This window comes from Micromonospora sp. NPDC049049, from assembly GCF_040649115.1.
In the GTDB taxonomy this organism is placed as follows: domain Bacteria; phylum Actinomycetota; class Actinomycetes; order Mycobacteriales; family Micromonosporaceae; genus Micromonospora.
The window spans coordinates 70,027-87,921 of record NZ_JBEZEX010000028.1 but is presented as its reverse complement, the minus strand read 5'-3'; the positions used below and the strand labels follow the sequence as shown (position 1 = coordinate 87,921).

The window sequence follows — 17,895 nt, the reverse complement described above, 5'->3', positions numbered from 1 at the left end:
ACACCCTGGCGTTACCACCACGCCCGGGGGGGGGGGGGGGGGGGGGCCGCCCCCCCCCCCCCCCACCCCCGTTCACCCGTTCGGGTCAGACCTTGGCCTTGCCCAGGATGCGGTTCACTGTTGTACCGCATACCGGACACTTGCCCTTGGCCATGTTCATTCCGGTCTTCGAGACCTCGACGTGCCCCTCGAAGTCCCGCTTCTCCTTGCACTTCACGCAGTAACCGTTGTAGGTCGTCTGGGCCTGGTCGGCCACGGTGCCCTCCTCGTCTCGTCCGCCGGTCAAACCGTCCCGGCGGGGTGCCCGGCGGCGGGCCACACGGGGCGCCGGCGCTGGGTCTCACTCCGCGGCCACCTTCGTGACCGCTGGTCCGCGGACCCTACCCAGGTCTGGGCAGTTCCATGTCAGCTGTGCATCGACACTGTGAGGAAGTCGACGTCGAGAGTGTGCATGGCGAAATAGGTCGGATAAGTCAGTTTGGCGGGGACACGCCGACCAAACCCTGACAGCCACCCGTGCGAGTACCTCCGCAGCGCATCCGAGGCGGTGATCACCTACGGTAGGAGATGAGCCGCGGACCGGCGCCGTCGACGTTCACCAAGGGTGACGAGATGGCGTGATGGCGCTGCGGTCAAGAAATTTTCGGGACGCCTGGCGACCAATCACCATTTTCTGGGCGCGTGTCGTGCGGTTGACCCTTGCGGTCCCCTGGTCAGTGGGCATTAGCTTTCCTTCGTGACACGTAGTCGAGGCTGCGCGGCCCAGTGATGGCGGGGACGCGCAAGCCGGTCGTCGAGGTGCGACGCAGTCAGCGTCGACGACGCACGGTGTCTGCGTACCGTGACGGTGAGCGAGTGGTCGTCCTCATCCCCGACCAGTTCTCCCGTGCCGAGGAGAGCGAGTGGGTCGACCGGATGCTCGCCCGGCTCGCCGCCCGGGAGGGGCGCCTTGCCCGGTCCGACGACGAGTTGCTGGCCCGCGCCAACCGGCTCATCGACCTCTACCTCGCCGGGTACGCCTCGAAGGCGGTGCCGGCGAGCGTCAGATGGGTCACCAACCAGAACGGCCGGTGGGGCTCCTGCACGCCGGCGGACCGCAGCATCCGCATCTCCCACCGCGTCCAGGAGATGCCCGACTGGGTGATCGACTACGTGTTGCTGCACGAGTTGGCGCACCTCATCGTGCCCAGCCACAACGCTCGGTTCTGGGCGCTTGTCGGTCGCTACCCGAAGTCGGAACGCGCCCGCGGCTACCTCGAAGGGGTCGCCGCCGCCTCCTCCTGCGCGCCGCTCCCCACCTGACCGCGCACTGTCGCCCCGAAGATCCACTCGCGTTCCTGAATACCGCGCTGTCGGGAGCTCCGGGACACCGCGACTTCAAGGAAGTCGAGTCGATCATGGGGTCAAGCCTCGCCGGGATAGGTCGGCCGGGTGGGGTGGCCGTTCGGGGTGGGGCGCTAGGGTCGGGGGATGGCGCGACGGGTGGTGGTGGCGTTGCTCGGGCCGGTGCACTGGTCGCCGCCCGGCGTCGACCTGGCGCAGTGGCGAGCGGCGCTGGCAGAAGACGTCATCGACCTGTTCGCCACGCTCAACGAGGTGGAGGTCGCGGTCGCGGTGACCCCGGCCGACCGGGCCCTGGCCGATGCGCTGGTGTGGCCCGGAACGGCGGTGTACGAGGTGGCCGAGCCGACGCCGAACGCCGTCTTCGCCGCGCTGGAGGGGTACGACCAGGCGGCCGTGCTGGTCAGTGACGTGCCCGACCTGCCCGCCCTGACCGTCGGCAAGCTGCTCCGCCCACTCACCAGCCGGCCGGTGGCGGTGGCTCCGGTCGAGGGCGGTGGCCCGGGTCTGCTCGGGGTCGCGGTACGACTGCCCGCGCCCGACTGGCTGCCGACGCTGGAGTTGGACACGGCGACGCCGGCTGAGGCGCGCGCCAACGCCCCGCGCCCGGGTGACGTGGCGGTCACCACCGGCTGGCGACGACTGCGCGGCCCGGCTGACCTGGCCACGCTCGACCCGGCCTTCGAGGGTTGGGAAGCGACCCGCGCCCTGCTCTCCGGGGCGCGCCGACCCACCTGAACGGCGCGCCGACCCACCTGAACCGTCGGCGCCGCCGAACACGCCGCGGGTGCCCGCTGTGGATCTTCGGGCACCCGCGGCGTAGGCCGTCGACGGGAGGAGGTCAGGACCTGGCGTCGCCCTCGCCGTCGGTCTCGTCGGACGGACCGGGCCGCCCCGACTGATCCGACTGGCCGGGGGCCTTCTCCTCCACCCCGCCGGGGGCGGTGAAGTCGAAGCTGTCCAGCTCGCTGAGATCCATGTCGTTCATCGCGAAGGCGACCGGATCGGCGAAGTCGTCGTCCGACGGGAGCAGGTCCGGGTGGCCCCAGACGGCGTCGCGGCCCTCGATGCCACGGTGCTCGGTGAGCGCGGCCCAGAGCGCCGCGGCCTCCCGCAGTCGGCGGGGCCGCAGTTCCAGACCGACCAGCGCGGCGAAGGTCTGCTCGGCGGGACCGCCGGCGGCCCGGCGACGGCGGAACGCCTCGCCCAGCCGGACGACGTTCGGCAGCCGGTCGCTGGCGGCGCTGTCGACGACGTGGCACACCCAGCCCTCGACCAGGGCGAGTGCGGTCTCCAGGCGGGCCAGTGAGGCCTTCTGCGCCGGGGTGTCCTCCGGGGTGAAGATGCCCTCCAGGGCGATCGCCTGCATCGACTCGGGGTCGGTCGGGTCGACCCGGCCCATCGCCTCCTCGATCGCCTCCCGGTTGACCCGGATGCCCGAGGCGTACATCTCGACAGCGCTGAGCACATGCCCACGCAGCCACGGGACGTGCTGGAACAGCCGCTGGTGGGCGGCCTCGCGCAGCGCCACGTAGAGGCGGACCTCGTCCTCGGGCAGCTCCAGGCCCTCGCCGTACGCCCGGATGTTGGCCGGGATCAGCGCGGCCGTGCCGGCCGGGCCGAGCGGCAGCCCGATGTCGCCGGCGGAGAGCACCTCCGCGGCGAGCGAGCCGAGGGCCTGGCCCAGCTGACCGCCGAAGAGCGCGCCACCGAGGGAGGCCACCATCGACTGCATCGGGCCGAGCTGGGCGCGCGCCTCCGGCGGCACCAGGTCGCCCATCGCGCCGACCATCCGGCTGGCGACGGGGTCGCAGAGCTTGCGCCACACGTCCAGCGTCTTGAAGATCCACTCGTTGCGGTTCCACGCAACGGGGTTCTGGATGCCGGTGGGCCACGCTGAGGCGGGCTCCAACCACAGGTCGGCGAGGCGTAGCGCCTCCTCGACCGCGTTGCGCTCGTACATCGACACCGCCGGGTCACCGGCGGCCGCGAGCTGACTGGCTGCTACCTGCCGGGCCAGGTCCCAGTTGACCGGCCCGCTGCCCGGCGCGGAGAGCAGGTGCTGCAACTGCGACATGAACTGCTGCATCTGCGCGGGATCGTTGGGGTCTGGTGGTTGCCCACCCGGGAGCGCGAAACCGAACGGAATATCAGGCACGACATCTACGGTACGCGGACCGCGCCCCAGGTAGCCGTCGCTGGCGTTGCGCTGAGGGCGAAGTCGCGTGGCGCATCCGGCGGGCGGGCCGCAACCGGTCGGTACGCTCTGCGGCATGAGACGTCGTGGCCTGACGGTCCTGCTCGGTGCCCTGTTCACCGCCCTGCTGAGCATCGGGGTGCTCCGGGTGCCGATTCCGTACGTGGTGCTGGGCCCGGGGCCGACCGTCAACACCCTCGGTACGACCGACGGCAAGGAGGTCATCCAGGTCACCGGTCGGGAGACCTCGACCTCGGCCGGCCAGTTGCGGCTCACCACGGTGGGGGTGCAACCCTCCGTGCGGTTGCGGGGGGCCATCGCGGGCTGGTTCTCCGACGACGAGGCGGTGGTGCCGCGTGAGCTGGTCTACCCACCGGGGGAGTCGACGGAGCAGGTCGAGCAGCGCAACGCCGAGGACTTCAAGGCGTCACAGACCAGCGCGGAGACCGCAGCGCTGCGGGAGCTGGGCTTCCCGGTGCAGGTGGTGATCAAGACGGTGGCCGGGGACGGCCCGGCGGCCGGTGCGCTGAAGGTCGGCGATCTGATCACCTCGGTCGACGGCCAGCCGGTGCCGGTGGCGGCGAAGGTCACCGAGCTGGTCCGGGCCAAGCCGGCGGGCACGGCGTTGACCATCGGCTACACCCGTGACGGCACGCCGGCCACCGCGACGGTGACCAGTCAGGAGCAGGACGGCCGACCGCGGATCGGTGTCGAGATCGATCAGCAGCAGCCGCACCCGTTCACGCTCGGCATCGACCTGGGGGACATCGGTGGGCCGAGCGCCGGTCTGATGTTCGCCCTGGGGATCGTGGACAAGTTGACCCCGGCCGATCTCACCGGCGGTAAGATCATCGCCGGCACCGGCACCATCGACGACGAGGGCGCCGTCGGGCCGATCGGTGGGATCGCCCAGAAGCTGGTCGGTGCCAAGCGCGCCGGGGCGAAAGTCTTCCTGGTGCCGGCGGACAACTGCGCGGAAGCGGTCCGCAATCCGCAGCCCGATCTGCCGCTGTTGCGGGTGGGCTCGTTGGACGAGGCGATGACCGCTCTGGAGACGTTGCGCGCGGGTGGTCAGCCGACGCGTTGCTGACCGGTGTGACCGTGCCCCGACACGCTCAGGAACACCCCGTACTCTGGGTGCCTGGTCGGAGCCGATCATATCGAGCGTGCGGAGCCAACAGTGGTCATGCGTAGCAGCAGCCCCCTCCCGAGGATGAGCCGGCGCGGGCGCGTCACCATCGCGGTCCTGGTCGGGGTGTTCGTGCTCTTCACCCTGCTCGGCTGGGGTGTCCAGGCGTGGACCGACTGGCTCTGGTTCGACGAGGTCCGCTACACCGAGGTCTTCACCGGCGTCCTGCTCACCCGGCTGGTGCTCTTCCTCGCCATCGGCCTCGGCATGGCGGTGATCGTCGGTGGCAACCTGTGGCTGGCCTACCGGTTGCGCCCGCGACTGCGTCCGCACTCGGTCGAGCAGGCGACCCTCGAGCGCTACCGGATGCTGCTCAGCCCGCGTCTCGGCACCTGGATCTCGCTGACCGCCGCGGTGGTCGGGCTCTTCGCCGGTCTGTCCGCGCAGAACCGCTGGAACCAGTGGCTGCTGTTCCGCAACGGCGGTGACTTCGGCATCAAGGACCCGGAGTTCGGGGTCGACATCGGCTTCTACGTCTTCCAACTGCCGTTCTGGCGCTACCTGCTCGGGGTCGCCTTCACCGCTGTGGTGCTGGCCGTGATCGGCGCGCTGGCGGTGCACTACCTCTTCGGCGGGGTCCGCCTGCAGGGCGTCGGCGACCGGATGAGCAACGCGGCCCGCGCGCACCTGAGCACGCTCGTCGCGGTCTTCGTGCTGTTGAAGGCGATCGCGTACGTGTTGGACCGGCGGGCCATGCTGCTGGAGTACAACGAGGGTGCCAAGTTGTACGGCGCCGGCTACGCCGACGTCAACGCGTTGCTGCCGGCGAAGGAGATCCTCGCCTACATCTCGATCGTGGTGGCCATCGCGATCCTCGTGTTCTCCAACGCCTGGATGCGGAACCTGGTCTGGCCGGGGATCTCGCTGGCGCTGCTCGGCGTGTCCGCGGTGGCCATCGGCGGCATCTACCCCTGGGCGGTGCAGACCTTCGAGGTCAAGCCGAGCGCCAAGGACAAGGAAGCGCCGTACATCCAGCGCAGCATCGACGCGACGCGCGCGGCGTTCGGGTTGGGGGCCACCGAGACGACCCCGTACGCGGCGAACAACCTCACCCCACCGGGGAACCTGGCCACCGACACCTCGGTGGTGTCGAACGTTCGGCTGCTCGACCCGCAGTTGGTCAGCGAGACGTACACCCAGCTCCAGCAGGTGCGTGGCTTCTACGACTTCGGTCCGAAGCTGGACATCGACAGGTACGGGGTGAACGGCAAGGTCTCCGACTACGTGGTCGGCGTCCGGGAGATCAACTACGGCGAGCTGACCGACCAGCAGAACACCTGGATCAACCGGCACACCGTCTACACCCACGGGTACGGGCTGGTGGCGGCCCCGGCCAACCAGGTGGTCTGCGGCGGGCAGCCGTTCTTCGTCTCCGGGTTCCTCGGCGAGAAGACCCAGGAGGCGTGCTCCTCGCAGACCGAGCAGATCCCGGCCAAGCAGCCGCGCATCTACTACGGCGAGCGGATGGCGGCCGACGACTACGCCATCGTCGGGCAGTCCGACCCGAACAAGAAGGCCGAGTTCGACAGGCCGGTCGGTGAGGGCGGCGGCGAGTCCTACACCTACACCGGTGAGGGCGGTGTGGAGATCGGCTCCTTCACCCGGCGACTGCTGTACGCCATCAAGGAGCAGGAGTCGAACTTCCTGCTCTCCGAGGCGGTGAACAAGGACTCCAAGCTGCTGTACGTGCGCAACCCGCGCGACCGGGTGGAGAAGGTCGCGCCGTTCCTCACCCTGGACGGCGACCCGTACCCGGCAGTGGTCGACGGTCGGGTGCAGTGGATCGTGGACGGCTACACCACGGCCGCCTCCTACCCGTACGCGGAGCGGGTCAACCTGCAGACCGAGACCACCGACGAGTTGACCAACCGGGGCACCTTCCAACTGGCCCGCGAAGACGTCAACTACATGCGCAACTCGGTCAAGGCCACAGTCGACGCGTACGACGGCACCGTGAAGCTCTACGAGTACGACGACACCGACCCGGTGCTCAAGGCGTGGAACAAGGCGTTCGGCGGCGACCTGGTGCTGCCGAAGGCGGAGATCCCGGTCGAGCTGAACGAGCACCTGCGCTACCCGGCGGACATGTTCAAGGTGCAGCGCAACCTGCTCACCAAGTTCCACGTGACGAACCCGGGTGACTTCTACTCCGCACAGGACTTCTGGCAGGTGCCCAACGTGCCGGACGCCCCGGACAGCGGTCAGAAGCAGCCCCCGTACTACCTGTTCACCCAGTTCCCCGGGCAGGAGAGCCCTCGGTTCCAGCTCACCTCGGCGGTCACCCCCAACGGCCGGCAGAACCTCGCCGCGCTGATCTCCGGGTCGTACGTCGACGGGCAGCCCCGGCTGGAGGTGCTGGAGTTGCCGGACCAGACCCGGATCTCCGGCCCGGTCCAGGTGCACCAGCAGATGACCAACAACGCGAACATCCGTCAGCAGCTCAACCTGCTCTCCAGCAACCAGGCGCAGGTGCAGTACGGCAACCTGCTCTCGTTGCCCTTCGCCGACGGGATGCTCTACGTCGAGCCGGTCTACGTGAAGAGCAACCAGCAGGACGCGTACCCGCTGTTGCAGAAGGTGCTGCTCTCGTACGGTGACGGCGGCTCCTTCGTGGCGCTCGCCGACAACATCAACGACGGCATCAAGCAGTTGGTCGAGCAGGGTAAGAAGGCAGGGCAGGGCACGTCGCCGCCGCCGACGACCGGGGGCAACCCGACGACCCCGACTCCGACGCCTTCGGGGACGGCGGCGCCATCGCCGACTCCGAGCGCCGGCACCCCACCGCCGACCGGTGACCTGGCTGCCGCCGCAGACCGGGTGCAGACCGCGATCACCGAGGTCCGGGCCGCGCAGACGTCGGGCGACTTCGAGCGGTACGGGCGTGCGCTGAAGGCCCTCGACGAGGCGCTCACCGCGTTCCAGCAGGCGCAGCAGGCCGCTGGTGCGCCGGGTGCCAGCCCGAGTGCTGGAGGCTGACCCGCCACCGCACGCAGTTCCTCCCCGAGCCCCCGTCCCTCGGACCGCATCAGGTCCGAGGGGCGGGGGCTCGGCCGTTGGCCTGATCTGTGCGTATCTGTCACGTCACCGACAGCACCGCCCGGGCCCGCAACCTGCGGTGCCGGTCCGCCGTCCTCAATGCAACGGGGTGGGGACGAGGGGGAACAGTCGTGCGGGACGCGCAGAGCTTCGATGACTTCTACCGCAGCACCGCCCGCCGGACGCTGCGGTACGGCTACGCGGTCGCTGGCGACCACGGTGAGGCGCAGGACCTGGTGCAGGAGGCGTACACCCGGGCCTGGCGGCAGTGGGGGCGACTGTCGTCGCATCCGGCGCCGGAGGCGTGGCTGCGGCTCGTGGTGGCCCGGCTGGCGACTGACCGCTGGCGGCGCCTGCACCGTTGGCGGGTGGTGCTGAGCCGTACCGGACCGCCGGCGGTCGCACCTCCACCCAGCGAGGACGGGGTGCTCCTGGTCCGAGCGCTCCGGCAGTTGCCCGCCACGCACCGGCAGGCACTGGCCCTGCACTACCTCTTCGACATGTCCGTCGAGGAGATCGCCCGGGAGACCGACGTGCCGGTCGGCACCGTGAAGTCCTGGCTGTCCCGGGGCCGGTCCCGGCTGGCCGCGCTGCTGCCCGACCTCAGGGTCGTGGAGTTGGAGGCGAACGATGTCAGTCGAACTCTCTGACCTGTACCGGTCGCTCGGCACCGTCGCGGACGGGCACGAGCTGACCCGACCCGAGTCCCTTCGGCGGTTCGCCGACCGGCGGGCCCGAGCACGGGTAGCCGGTTCGACGCTCGCGGTGGCGCTGCTCGTGGGCGGAATTGTCGTCGGTGGCCGACTGGCGTTCCCGGCGGACGGTTCCGCACCGCCGCCCGCCGACATCCCTGGCCCGTCGCCGACCGGGGCGACGGCGACCTCCCTGCCGTCACCCACGCCGACTCCCTCGGCACCGCTACCGTCGCGGACCACAGCGAGCGGCACGCCGTCGCAGCCGGTCACCACCGGACCGGCGGCACCGCGGCCGCCCACCTCGATCCCGGACCGCGCCTTCTTCCTGCTGGCGGCCCCGAATCGGACCGGACTGGAATCCTCGGGGGAGGGTCCGGCACTGCCGACGCTGTGCGGCGCTCGCCTGCCCAGCGACTCGGCCATGGTCCAACGCCGTGGTCGCTACCTGGCCTACAAGATGCCGGAGACGCCGACGGGGCACGTGCCGGACGGTAGCTACCGGCACACCATCACCATCTACCGGGCAGGTCGCGCCGACGACGCGTTGCGGGAGCTGCGGCAGGCGGTGCGCGACTGCCCCGACCAGAAGCTGCCCGACGACAACAGGACGTGGCGACAGCGGCTGCTGGCCTCGGGGGCGTACGGGGACGGGTCGGTGCTGTTCGAGATGCGGGCTCCGATGCCGGACGGGATGGGTGAGCCGGGTACGGAGGAGGTTCGGCTGGTCCGGGCGGTCCGGGTCGGGGACGTGGTGACGGTGCTCTGGGAACAGGGTTGGGAGCACACGGTCGCCGTTCGGTCCCAGGTCGATGCTGACAGCCGACGGGCGGTCGCGGCGATCGAGGACTGGCTCGACTGACAACGCCCAGGTCAGAGCTGTCCGTGTCGGCGGTATCGGAGTCGCTTTGCGGTGTCCCGGGTTGGTGCGCTACGGTTAGCGAACCGACGCGGGGTGGAGCAGCTCGGTAGCTCGCTGGGCTCATAACCCAGAGGTCGCAGGTTCAAATCCTGTCCCCGCTACGAGAGAAACACCAGTTCGAAGCCCGCCTCCGGTTCACCGGAGGCGGGCTTTCGACATTCCGGGGGTGCCGGCCACAGCGGATGGCGACCCCACTGATCATCGCCCGGAACGGGTGAGTTAGTCTTAACCAGTCGACGCGGGGTGGAGCAGCTCGGTAGCTCGCTGGGCTCATAACCCAGAGGTCGCAGGTTCAAATCCTGTCCCCGCTACCACTGAAAGTGATACAGGTCCGGCCCCCACAGTGTGGGGGCCGGACCTGTTTGGTGCCGCTGTCAGGAGCGAGGGGCCCGCAGGGGCCGGTACCTCGTCGGCACCGACCCCCGGCGGGTTCTACCGCAGGCCGAAGGCCCGGGTGACGCTCTGGGTGACGCCGCCACCGTTGCGCTGCTTGGCGGTGACCCGGATCGACACGAAGTCTGCCCGGGGCGGCGCGTTCAACGACGCCTGCCAGGTTCCCTTCTTCTCCCGCAGGTCCTGCCGCTGCCAGGTCACCCCGTCGTCGTAGGAGATCTCCAGTTGGAGTGACGACACGGCATCCCGAGCCGCGGTGCTGCCCACCACCACTGGCGTGATCGAGAAGTCGGTTCGGCGCTTCGTCCGACCCGCGAAGTCCACGTCCGTCCCGTAGTCCAGCTGAACCAACGGGATGGCCTGCACCTCGGCGGTGCCGCCGGAGACGAAGCTCCACTCGGTGTGCGTGGCGGTCGAGTACGGGCTGAACTCGGGCTTGCCCGTGGTCTCGACGACCAGCCGGTACGGCAGTTTCTCCGGTGACAGGTCACCTGCGCCGACCTCTGGCCAGCCGTTGAACTGGGTCAGCTGCTTGTCGCCCTGATAGAACGTGGCGATCTGCGACATGCTGGCCCCGCCGCTGTGGGCGGCGCCCGCGTCGCCGAAGCCCTGGATGTAGGCGCTCATGGCGGTCTCACCACGGAACGGGATCTCGGTGCTGAGCATCCGTGGCCGGGTGATGGGCCCGAACCAGCGGTCCTTCTGGACGCTGCCCGGCCGGTAGGCGATGGCCTCCGTGTTGGACCGCGCCCAGTCGGCGACGTCGGCGTACTGCATCCACTTGATGCCGCCGCCCGCGGAGACCCAGTCGGTGCGCGGCCCCGGCGCGACCGGCTCGAACGGGAACGGCCGTGCCGCCGCGTACTCGTACGGCGGGAAGTCCATCCGGGTCTCGCTGGACTGCTTCCCCGGGGGCGGGGAGAAGGTGAGATCGATCCGGGCGAGGTTGCGCGGGTCGGTCTTGGCGGACGGGTCCTTCGGCACCCCGCCCCTGTGGTAATCCACAAGGTCGTACAGGTACTTCGCCCTGGGGTGGGCGACGACAACCAGTCGTAGCGGCTTGCGGCCGGCAGCGATGATGTTCTGGATCAACGCCTCGCCCTCGTCCATGGTCACCGAGGCCACCGGGATCGGTCCGGTCGTCACGGCGTCGGGGTTGCCGTACCACTCGCTTTTGCGGCCCGCGCGGTCGTTGACCACGACGAGCATCGCCGCGCCGGCGGTGTGCGCCGCCGCTGCCTGATCCGTGGGGGTCACTGAGTCGTTGCCGCGGACGACCACGGCCCTGCCGCGGGCGGCCAGGCCGGCGTAGTCGGCGGTGCCGCCGGCACCCGCGAAGACGGCGTCCAGGCGCGAGGTGCCGTCGGGCAGGGGCGGGGAACCGGGCTGGGCGAGCGGGTCGCTGAGCTGCCGGCCGTGGTAGCTGATGGCCAGCGGCGTCTGCTCGGCGCGGATCCGGGTGGTGAAGACGAAGCTGCCCTTGCGCACCTTGTTCCCGGTCGGCAGGGCCCACAGGCTGTCGTAGGCGGCGCCCGGCCAGAACGTCTCGCGCAGGGCGTTCCAGTCGGCGGGTGTCGGCTCGCTCTCGGTGAAGGAGCGGTAGACGTCGATTCGACTGTTGACGACGGCGGTCGGCTGGGGTGTGGCCACCTTCACCTGGCGGGCCCGCGCGGCGTCGAGTTCCACTACCCGGTTTGTCGTCAGGTCGACCTCCGGAGCGGTCAGCATCGCGAGCCCGAGAGAGCGGGGCCCGTGCAGACCCTCCACGTCCGCCGCCGCGACGACGGTGTAGGAGCCGGGCGTCAGGCGGGCGGTGAGCTTTCCGTCCGGCACCCACATGAAGGCGGAGCCGGTCTCGGCGTTGACGACCTCGACCTCGCCGCTCATGGGCTGGCCGGCGCGGTCCTTCAGGTGGATGGTGAGGTCGTACTTCTTGGACTCGACGGCGACCCCGACGGCCGTGTGCACCTCGCCTGCGGCGAAGCGGGCGGTGACCTGGGCGGAGTACCTGCCGGGGGAGAGGCCGGCCGGGGCCACCACGACGTCGACAGTCGCGCTGGCCCGAGCGGGCACCGTGACGCGGTCGGCGGTTGCTGTGAACGTCTGCGCGGGGGCGGTGCCGTGATCGACGGAGAGCTCCAACGCGATCGGGCCGTCCGTCGTGTTGGTGTAGGTGATCGTCCGCTTCATCGGCTGTGGCGCGCTGCCCCAACCGACGAGTCCGGCGTCCACCGACCCGGACGCGACGATCTGGTCCTGGTGGTAGGCGGCGGCGACGTTCAACCGACCGCTACCGGCCTGGTAGGCGTCGTAGTCGGGCGTGCGGACGCTGGTGCCCATCAGCGCGTCCTTGAGCTGCCGCGCGCTCCAGGTCGGGTGCTTCTGCACCAGCAGGGCGGCCGCCCCGGCGACGTGCGGCGCTGCCATCGAGGTGCCACTGTCGACCCGGTAGTAGCCCTCACCCCAGGGGATGTGCTGCGAGCGTGCCGCCAGCACGTCCACCCCGGGTGCGGTCATGTCGGGCTTGAGGGCCTCGTCGTTCATCCGGGGCCCGACGCTGGAGAAGCCCGCCAGGTGGTCGGAGGTGTCCACCGCGCCGATGGTCAGCGCGGCGTCCGCGGTGCCCGGCGCGCCGAGGGTGTACGGATCTGGTCCGCTGTTGCCGGCGGCCACGACGAAGAGCGCACCCGTCTCGGCGGTCAGCTGGTTGACGGCCTGGCTCAGCGGGTCGTCCTGGGTGTGCCAGGCGCTCACGCCGAGGCTCATGTTGATCACTTTGGCGTGCTCGGCCCGTGCCGCCCACTCCATGCCCGCGATGATCCCCGAGATGGACCCGCTGCCGTACTCGTCGAGAACCTTGCCGATCACCAGGTCGGCGTCGGGGGCCACGCCCCGTTCCTTGCCGCCGGAGGCGGCGCCCGTCCCGGCGACGGTGGACGCGGTGTGCGTGCCGTGCCCGTTCCGGTCGATCACGTCCTGGCCGGCGATGAAGCTTCGGGAGGCCACCACCTGGTCGGCGAGATCCGGGTGCGTGGTGTCCACTCCGCTGTCCAGGACGGCGATCCGGACGCCGCTGCCGGTGCCACCCGCGGCCCACGCTGCGGGCGCGCCGATCTGGGCGGTGGTGTCGGCCAGGGTGGCCTTCGCCTTGCCGTCGAGCCACACCTTGTCGACGCCGGCCGCGAAGGAGGGCGCCGGGGTGGCAGCGCTGCGGCCGGTCGGCGACTGTCCACTGGTGAGGGCCGACCAGAAGTCCGCCGCCTGCGCTCGGCGGGTGCGGATCGCCTCACCACGGACGGAGGGCAGCTCCAGCGTGGTCTGCGCGCCCGGCAGCGTGGTGCCGGTCCTGAGCTTCGCCGCACCCGTCGTGCGGGTGACGATCAGGGGAAGGTCGGCGGTCCGCGCGTCGTCGTAGCCCTGGGCGATGAGCTGGGTGACGTCGAACAGCTGCTTGTCGAGTCGACCGGTGGCGAGGTACGGCAACGCCTCGTCCGGGTACACGTAGGTGTCCCGGCCCTCAGTGGAGATGCGTACGGAGCCGGTGGCGCCCGGGGCGCGCTTGACGTCCACCGATTCGGTTGCGCCGTGGACGCCCGGGGTCACCGTCACCCGGTCGCCGGTGATCAGAGTGACCGTGACGGGGGTGTGGTCCGCGTCGCCGCTCGGAGCGGGTCTCGTCGGCGGCGGTGGGGGTGGTGGGGCGCCGTGTGCCGCCGTGGGGGTGAGGAGAGCGGCGACGACTGTGACGCCGACCGCTGCCGCCGCAGATCTTCGGGTGCGAGAGATCCGCGCACTGCCTAAAGAGGTGAGCATGAGGCGAATCCGATCACCTCGAGAGATTCATGTAAAGATCATCATCTTTGCCGGGACGTTGCGAGCGCGTTGCGCACCGGCCGGGGAGCTTCCGCACCATCCGGTCCCGTGATTCGGCGTGGACCGACGTGCCGAGGTTGCGCCCTTCGGCGAGGATGGGCACATGTCTTCATTCGGTAAGTGGTGGGGCCGCCTGAGCGCGGTCTTCGGTGCGGTCGTACTGGCGGTCTTCGTGCCGGTCGCAGCCTGGGCGTCCACAGGCACCGGCGAACTCGTGGTGGAGGCCGCCAAACGGCGAGGCCGCGGTGGCTTCGGGGTGCTCCCGCTGCTCTGTTGCCTGGTGGTGGTCGCGATCGTCGTGTTCCTGGTGTTGCGTCTGATGCGCAACCGCCGGGGTGGCCCGCCGCGCTGACGAGGCCGGGAGACGCCGGAGGGTCACCAGCGGCCGGTTCCGGTCTGGCCGCCGGTGCTCACCGCCGCCAGGGCCGCGATGGCCTGGGACAGGAAACGCGCGGTGGCCTCGCGGGTCCCGTCACGCTTGACGCGGATCCGCTCGGCGGCGGCGACCAGCAGGGTGCGCACCTTGGCGTGTCCCTGGGGTGGCGGCGCCGGCGCCGGCCCGAGCAGGTCGGCGATGCTGGCACCGAACTCGGCGGCACGTCGCTGGGCCGGGTCGGTGATGCTGCCCTCGGCGTAGCGGCGGACCTGGGCGCTGGCGTTCAGCCCACGTTCGTGGCCGAGAACGGCGCCGACCTCACCATTGGTGGTCAGAAAGTTGATCACGTCGGCGACCGTGTCCGGGTGGCGGGTGCCCCGGAATCCCGCCCAGTACATCGACGCCCGTGCCCACTGAGCCCCCGGCGGGCCGGGGAAGCCGACGATGCCCAACTCGGACTCGGTGAGTCGCTGAAGCTCCGGTAGCTGGTGCGACCAGGCGAAGGACGCCGCCGTCGCGCCGCTCACCACCAGTTGCCGGGCCGGCTCGCCGCTGTCGGCCTGCTCGACCAGGGCCGCACTCGGCGTGGCTCGGCTCTGACGGGCCCGCTGCCACAACTCGAACCACGCGATCAGCTCGTCCGCGCCGAAGCCGAGCTGGTTGCCCCGGTAGAACTCGCCGCCCTGCGACCGCAACCAGAGCCAGAGTGCCCGGTAGTCGCCCGAACCGTCCATGGTGCCGGCCACCCGGCGGTCGCTGGCCTCGGTGACCTGCGTGGCCCAGGAGATGTAGTCGGGCCAGGTCATCCCGGCGCGGGGCTCCGGCATCTCCAGCTCCCGCAGCAGGTCCCGGTTGAACACCACCACGGCGTGGGTCTGCCCGGCAGCCACCGCCATCGTCCGCCCCTCCACCGTGCCGTAGCGGATCAGACCCTCCGGCAGGCCCCGAAGATCCAGGCGGTGGTCGGTGAGGTCGAGGATGACCTGACGTTGGGTGTACTCGGTCAGCATGGCGTCGTCGATCTGGATCAGGTCCGGTACGTTCCCGCCACCCGCCTGGGTGGCCAGCCGGTCGTAGTAGCCGTCGGCGCCCTGCCAGGTGACCCGGAAGGTGACCCGGGGGTTGCGATCCGAGTAGAGCCGCAGCGCCTTCTCGGTGAGCTCGGCCCGTTTGGTGCCACCCCACCAAAAGACCGACAGCTCGACGGGCCCGTCCTGGGTCGAGGTGGCGGCGTCGTCACTGCACCCCGCCAGCCCGCCGGACGCGAGCAGAGGTGCGCCGAGCAGCGCGCTGAGCAGTCGGCGCCGACCCGGGTCCGCGCCGAGGCGGTCGAGCGAGGGGCGAACAACGGGCACGGGGCTCTCCTGGACCTACGGGGGTGGCGGTCGGACCATTCACGCAGGCAGCACATGAAGGTGTCAACGTCCGTCCGGTCACCCTCGGCCGGGTGGTCGAATCAGGCCGCGCGATCTCGCGTGGTGTACTAGGGCGCGTGGAACTTCTGCACTCGGGCAAGGTCCGGGACGTCTACGCCGACGGCGACGACCTGATCCTGGTGGCCTCGGATCGCATCTCGATCTACGACGTGGCGCTGCCGACGCCGATCCCGGACAAGGGCCGTCTGCTCACCGCGCTCTCGCTCTGGTGGTTCGAGCAGCTCGCCGACCTCGTGCCGAACCACGTCATCTCGGCCACCGACGTGCCCGCCGAGTTCGCCGGGCGGGCCATCCGCTGCCAGCGGCTGGACATGCTCCCGGTCGAATGCGTCGCCCGCGGTTACCTGACCGGCGGCGGCCTGTTGGAGTACGAGAAGACCGGCGCGGTCTCCGGCGTGGAGCTGCCGCGAGGGCTCGGCGAGGCGTCGATCCTGCCCGAGCCGATTTTCACGCCGTCGAGCAAGGCCCCGGCCGGCGAGCACGACGAGCCCATCACGTACGACGACGTGGTGGACAAGGTGGGTCAGGCCACCGCCGAGCGGCTCCGGCAGATCACCATCGACATCTACCGGCGCGGCGCCGAGCTGGCCGCCGACCGGGGCATCCTGGTCGCCGACACCAAGATCGAGCTGGGTTGGGCGCCGGACGGCACCCTGGTCCTCGCCGACGAACTGCTCACCTCCGACTCGTCGCGGTTCTGGCCGGCCGAGTCGTACCAGCCGGGCCGGGTGCAGTTCTCCTACGACAAGCAGTACGTGCGGGACTGGGCCACCGGCAGCGGCTGGAACAAGCAGGCCCCCGCCCCGGACATGCCGGCCGAGGTGGTCGAGGCGACCCGGGCCCGCTACATCGACGTCTACGAGAAGCTCACCGGCAACCGCTGGGAGTGACCGGCTCACTCGACCCAGTCGAGGGTGCGCTGCACTGCCTTGCGCCACTGGCGCAGCTCTTTCTCGCGCAGGTCCGGAGCCATGGCCGGCTCCCACTGCGCGTCGGAGCGCCACTGCGCCCGCAGTGTCGCCAGGTCCGGCCAGAAGCCCACCGCCAGACCGGCCGCGTACGCGGCACCCAGGCAGGTGGTCTCGGTGATCCGGGAACGGACCACCGGCACGTCGAGCACATCGGCGAGGAACTGCATGAGCAGCCCGTTCGCGGTCATCCCGCCGTCCACCCGGAGACGACGCAGCGCCACGTCAGAGTCGGCGTTCATCGCGTCGATCACCTCGCGGGTCTGCCACGCCGACGCCTCCAGCGCCGCACGCGCCAGGTGTCCCTTGGTGATGTAACCGGTCAGGCCAGCGATGACCCCCCGGGCGTCGCTGCGCCAGTGCGGGGCGAACAGTCCCGAGAACGCCGGCACCACGTAGCAGCCGCCGTTGTCGTCCACGGTGCGGGCCAACTCCTCCACCTCGGCGGCCGTGGAGATCAGCCCGAGGTTGTCCCGCAGCCACTGCACCAGCGAGCCGGTGACCGCGATGGCGCCTTCTAGGGCGTACGCCGGTGGTTGGTCCTTGATCCGGTAGGCGACGGTGGTGAGCAGACCGTGCGTCGACGGGACCGGGGTGGCGCCGGTGTTGAGCAGCAGGAAGCTGCCGGTGCCGTAGGTGCATTTCGCCTCACCCGGCTGGAAGCAGGTCTGCCCGAACAGGGCCGCCTGCTGGTCGCCGAGCGCACTCGCCACCGGCACCCCGGCGAGCACCCCCCTCGCCGTGCCGTAGACCTCGGCGGAGCAGCGGATCTCCGGCAGCATCGCCGCCGGAACACCCATCGCGTCCAGCAGATCCGGCGCCCAGTCGAGGGTCGTGAGGTCCATCAGCATGGTCCGGCTGGCGTTGGTCACGTCGGTGACGTGCTCGCCGGTCAGCTTCCAGATCAGCCAGCTGTCCATGGTGCCGAAGAGCACCTCGCCGCGGTCGGCACGCTCACGCAGGCCCTCGACCTCGTCGAGCAGCCAGCGCAGCTTCGGCCCGGCGAAGTAGGTGGCCAGCGGCAGGCCCGTGCGGGCCCGGAACCGCTCCTCGCCGTACGCCGACGCAAGCTCGCGCAGCAGCGGCCCCGTCCGGGTGTCCTGCCAGACGATGGCGTTGGCCACCGGGCGGCCGGTGGCCCGGTCCCAGACGACAGTGGTCTCCCGCTGGTTGGTGATGCCGACAGCGGCCAGCCCGGACGCGTCGGTGCCGGCGGCCCGCAGCGCCTCGGCGACCACCTGCTCGACGTTGTCCCAGATCTCCTCGGCGTCGTGCTCCACCCACCCCGGTCGGGGGAAGATCTGCCGGTGTTCGCGCTGGGCCACGGCGACGATGTCCCCGGCACGGTCGAAGACGATGCACCGCGAGGAAGTGGTGCCCTGGTCGATGGCGGCGACGTACTGGGGGGTCACCGCAGCACCGTACCCGGACGGCGGCGCGGCGCGACAGGCGTCACGGCGGGTTCCGGCCCG

At 70.7% G+C, this 17,895-nt stretch carries 13 protein-coding genes and 2 tRNA genes; 10 read left to right on the top strand and 5 right to left on the bottom strand.

The genetic code is table 11. The features are described 5' to 3' along the window. Window positions 1-85: 85 nt before the first annotated feature. Window positions 86-256 carry a DUF5679 domain-containing protein gene (locus AB0B68_RS25225; protein ID WP_167457767.1) on the bottom strand — a complete coding sequence of 57 codons (171 nt, stop codon included), beginning with the start codon at window positions 254-256 and terminating at the stop codon, window positions 86-88. A gap of 512 nt (window positions 257-768) precedes the next feature. Here AB0B68_RS25225 and AB0B68_RS25220 point away from each other — a divergent pair. Further along, entirely contained in the window at window positions 769-1,302 is a 534-nt protein-coding gene (locus tag AB0B68_RS25220) for a M48 family metallopeptidase (protein ID WP_357207139.1), read from the top strand. A gap of 168 nt (window positions 1,303-1,470) precedes the next feature. Further along, the gene (locus AB0B68_RS25215) at window positions 1,471-2,079 is read left to right on the top strand and encodes a hypothetical protein (protein WP_357263097.1); all 609 of its coding nucleotides are present in this window, start codon (window positions 1,471-1,473) and stop codon (window positions 2,077-2,079) included. Between the two features lie 103 nt (window positions 2,080-2,182). Here AB0B68_RS25215 and AB0B68_RS25210 read toward each other — a convergent pair whose 3' ends face one another. Next, window positions 2,183-3,499, bottom strand: coding sequence for a zinc-dependent metalloprotease (locus AB0B68_RS25210; RefSeq protein ID WP_357207135.1), 1,317 nt, complete (start codon window positions 3,497-3,499; stop codon window positions 2,183-2,185). A gap of 115 nt (window positions 3,500-3,614) precedes the next feature. Here AB0B68_RS25210 and AB0B68_RS25205 point away from each other — a divergent pair, with 115 nt between their 5' ends. The 6 genes from AB0B68_RS25205 to AB0B68_RS25180 all read left to right on the top strand — a co-directional run bounded on the left by AB0B68_RS25205 (window position 3,615) and on the right by AB0B68_RS25180 (window position 9,691). Continuing rightward, entirely contained in the window at window positions 3,615-4,628 is a 1,014-nt protein-coding gene (locus AB0B68_RS25205; protein WP_355008178.1) for a PDZ domain-containing protein, read from the top strand. A 96-nt stretch (window positions 4,629-4,724) separates the two neighbouring features. Next, window positions 4,725-7,703 (top strand): UPF0182 family protein, encoded by a 2,979-nt coding sequence (locus AB0B68_RS25200; protein WP_357207132.1) that lies wholly within the window; start codon window positions 4,725-4,727, stop codon window positions 7,701-7,703. Window positions 7,704-7,894: 191 nt separating this feature from the next. Beyond that, window positions 7,895-8,413, top strand: a complete 519-nt coding sequence (locus AB0B68_RS25195; protein ID WP_357207130.1) for a SigE family RNA polymerase sigma factor — start codon at window positions 7,895-7,897, stop codon at window positions 8,411-8,413. Beyond that, on the top strand, window positions 8,394-9,317 hold the full coding sequence (locus AB0B68_RS25190) for a hypothetical protein (RefSeq protein ID WP_357263094.1): 924 nt from the start codon (window positions 8,394-8,396) through the stop codon (window positions 9,315-9,317). Before AB0B68_RS25195 ends, AB0B68_RS25190 begins: the two co-directional genes overlap by 20 nt. Window positions 9,318-9,404: 87 nt before the next feature. After that, a tRNA-Met gene (locus AB0B68_RS25185) sits at window positions 9,405-9,478 on the top strand. Window positions 9,479-9,614: 136 nt separating this feature from the next. Continuing rightward, window positions 9,615-9,691, top strand: a tRNA-Met gene (locus AB0B68_RS25180). 118 nt (window positions 9,692-9,809) lie between these two features. Here the strand turns inward: AB0B68_RS25180 and AB0B68_RS25175 are convergent. Further along, entirely contained in the window at window positions 9,810-13,379 is a 3,570-nt protein-coding gene (locus AB0B68_RS25175; protein WP_357263091.1) for a S8 family serine peptidase, read from the bottom strand. Between the two features lie 367 nt (window positions 13,380-13,746). Here AB0B68_RS25175 and AB0B68_RS25170 point away from each other — a divergent pair, with 367 nt between their 5' ends. Then, window positions 13,747-13,995, top strand: a complete 249-nt coding sequence (locus AB0B68_RS25170; protein ID WP_357203017.1) for a hypothetical protein — start codon at window positions 13,747-13,749, stop codon at window positions 13,993-13,995. A gap of 23 nt (window positions 13,996-14,018) precedes the next feature. Here AB0B68_RS25170 and AB0B68_RS25165 read toward each other — a convergent pair whose 3' ends face one another. Beyond that, window positions 14,019-15,374 carry an extracellular solute-binding protein gene (locus AB0B68_RS25165; protein WP_357203014.1) on the bottom strand — a complete coding sequence of 452 codons (1,356 nt, stop codon included), beginning with the start codon at window positions 15,372-15,374 and terminating at the stop codon, window positions 14,019-14,021. A 137-nt stretch (window positions 15,375-15,511) separates the two neighbouring features. Between AB0B68_RS25165 and AB0B68_RS25160 the strand changes: the two genes are divergently transcribed. Then, the gene (locus AB0B68_RS25160; RefSeq protein ID WP_357263088.1) at window positions 15,512-16,345 is read left to right on the top strand and encodes a phosphoribosylaminoimidazolesuccinocarboxamide synthase; all 834 of its coding nucleotides are present in this window, start codon (window positions 15,512-15,514) and stop codon (window positions 16,343-16,345) included. 5 nt (window positions 16,346-16,350) lie between these two features. Here the strand turns inward: AB0B68_RS25160 and glpK are convergent, their stop codons facing one another. Continuing rightward, window positions 16,351-17,835: a glycerol kinase GlpK gene (gene glpK, locus AB0B68_RS25155; RefSeq protein ID WP_357263085.1), complete on the bottom strand. Its 1,485-nt coding sequence runs from the start codon at window positions 17,833-17,835 to the stop codon at window positions 16,351-16,353. Between the last annotated feature and the right edge of the window lie 60 nt (window positions 17,836-17,895).

Coding starts and splice junctions, on each gene's coding strand:
- AB0B68_RS25220 (WP_357207139.1), top strand. CDS start 769: ATGGCGGGGACGCGCAAGCCGGTCGTCGAGGTGCGACGCAGTCAGCGT.
- AB0B68_RS25215 (WP_357263097.1), top strand. CDS start 1,471: ATGGCGCGACGGGTGGTGGTGGCGTTGCTCGGGCCGGTGCACTGGTCG.
- AB0B68_RS25205 (WP_355008178.1), top strand. CDS start 3,615: ATGAGACGTCGTGGCCTGACGGTCCTGCTCGGTGCCCTGTTCACCGCC.
- AB0B68_RS25200 (WP_357207132.1), top strand. CDS start 4,725: ATGCGTAGCAGCAGCCCCCTCCCGAGGATGAGCCGGCGCGGGCGCGTC.
- AB0B68_RS25190 (WP_357263094.1), top strand. CDS start 8,394: ATGTCAGTCGAACTCTCTGACCTGTACCGGTCGCTCGGCACCGTCGCG.
- AB0B68_RS25170 (WP_357203017.1), top strand. CDS start 13,747: ATGTCTTCATTCGGTAAGTGGTGGGGCCGCCTGAGCGCGGTCTTCGGT.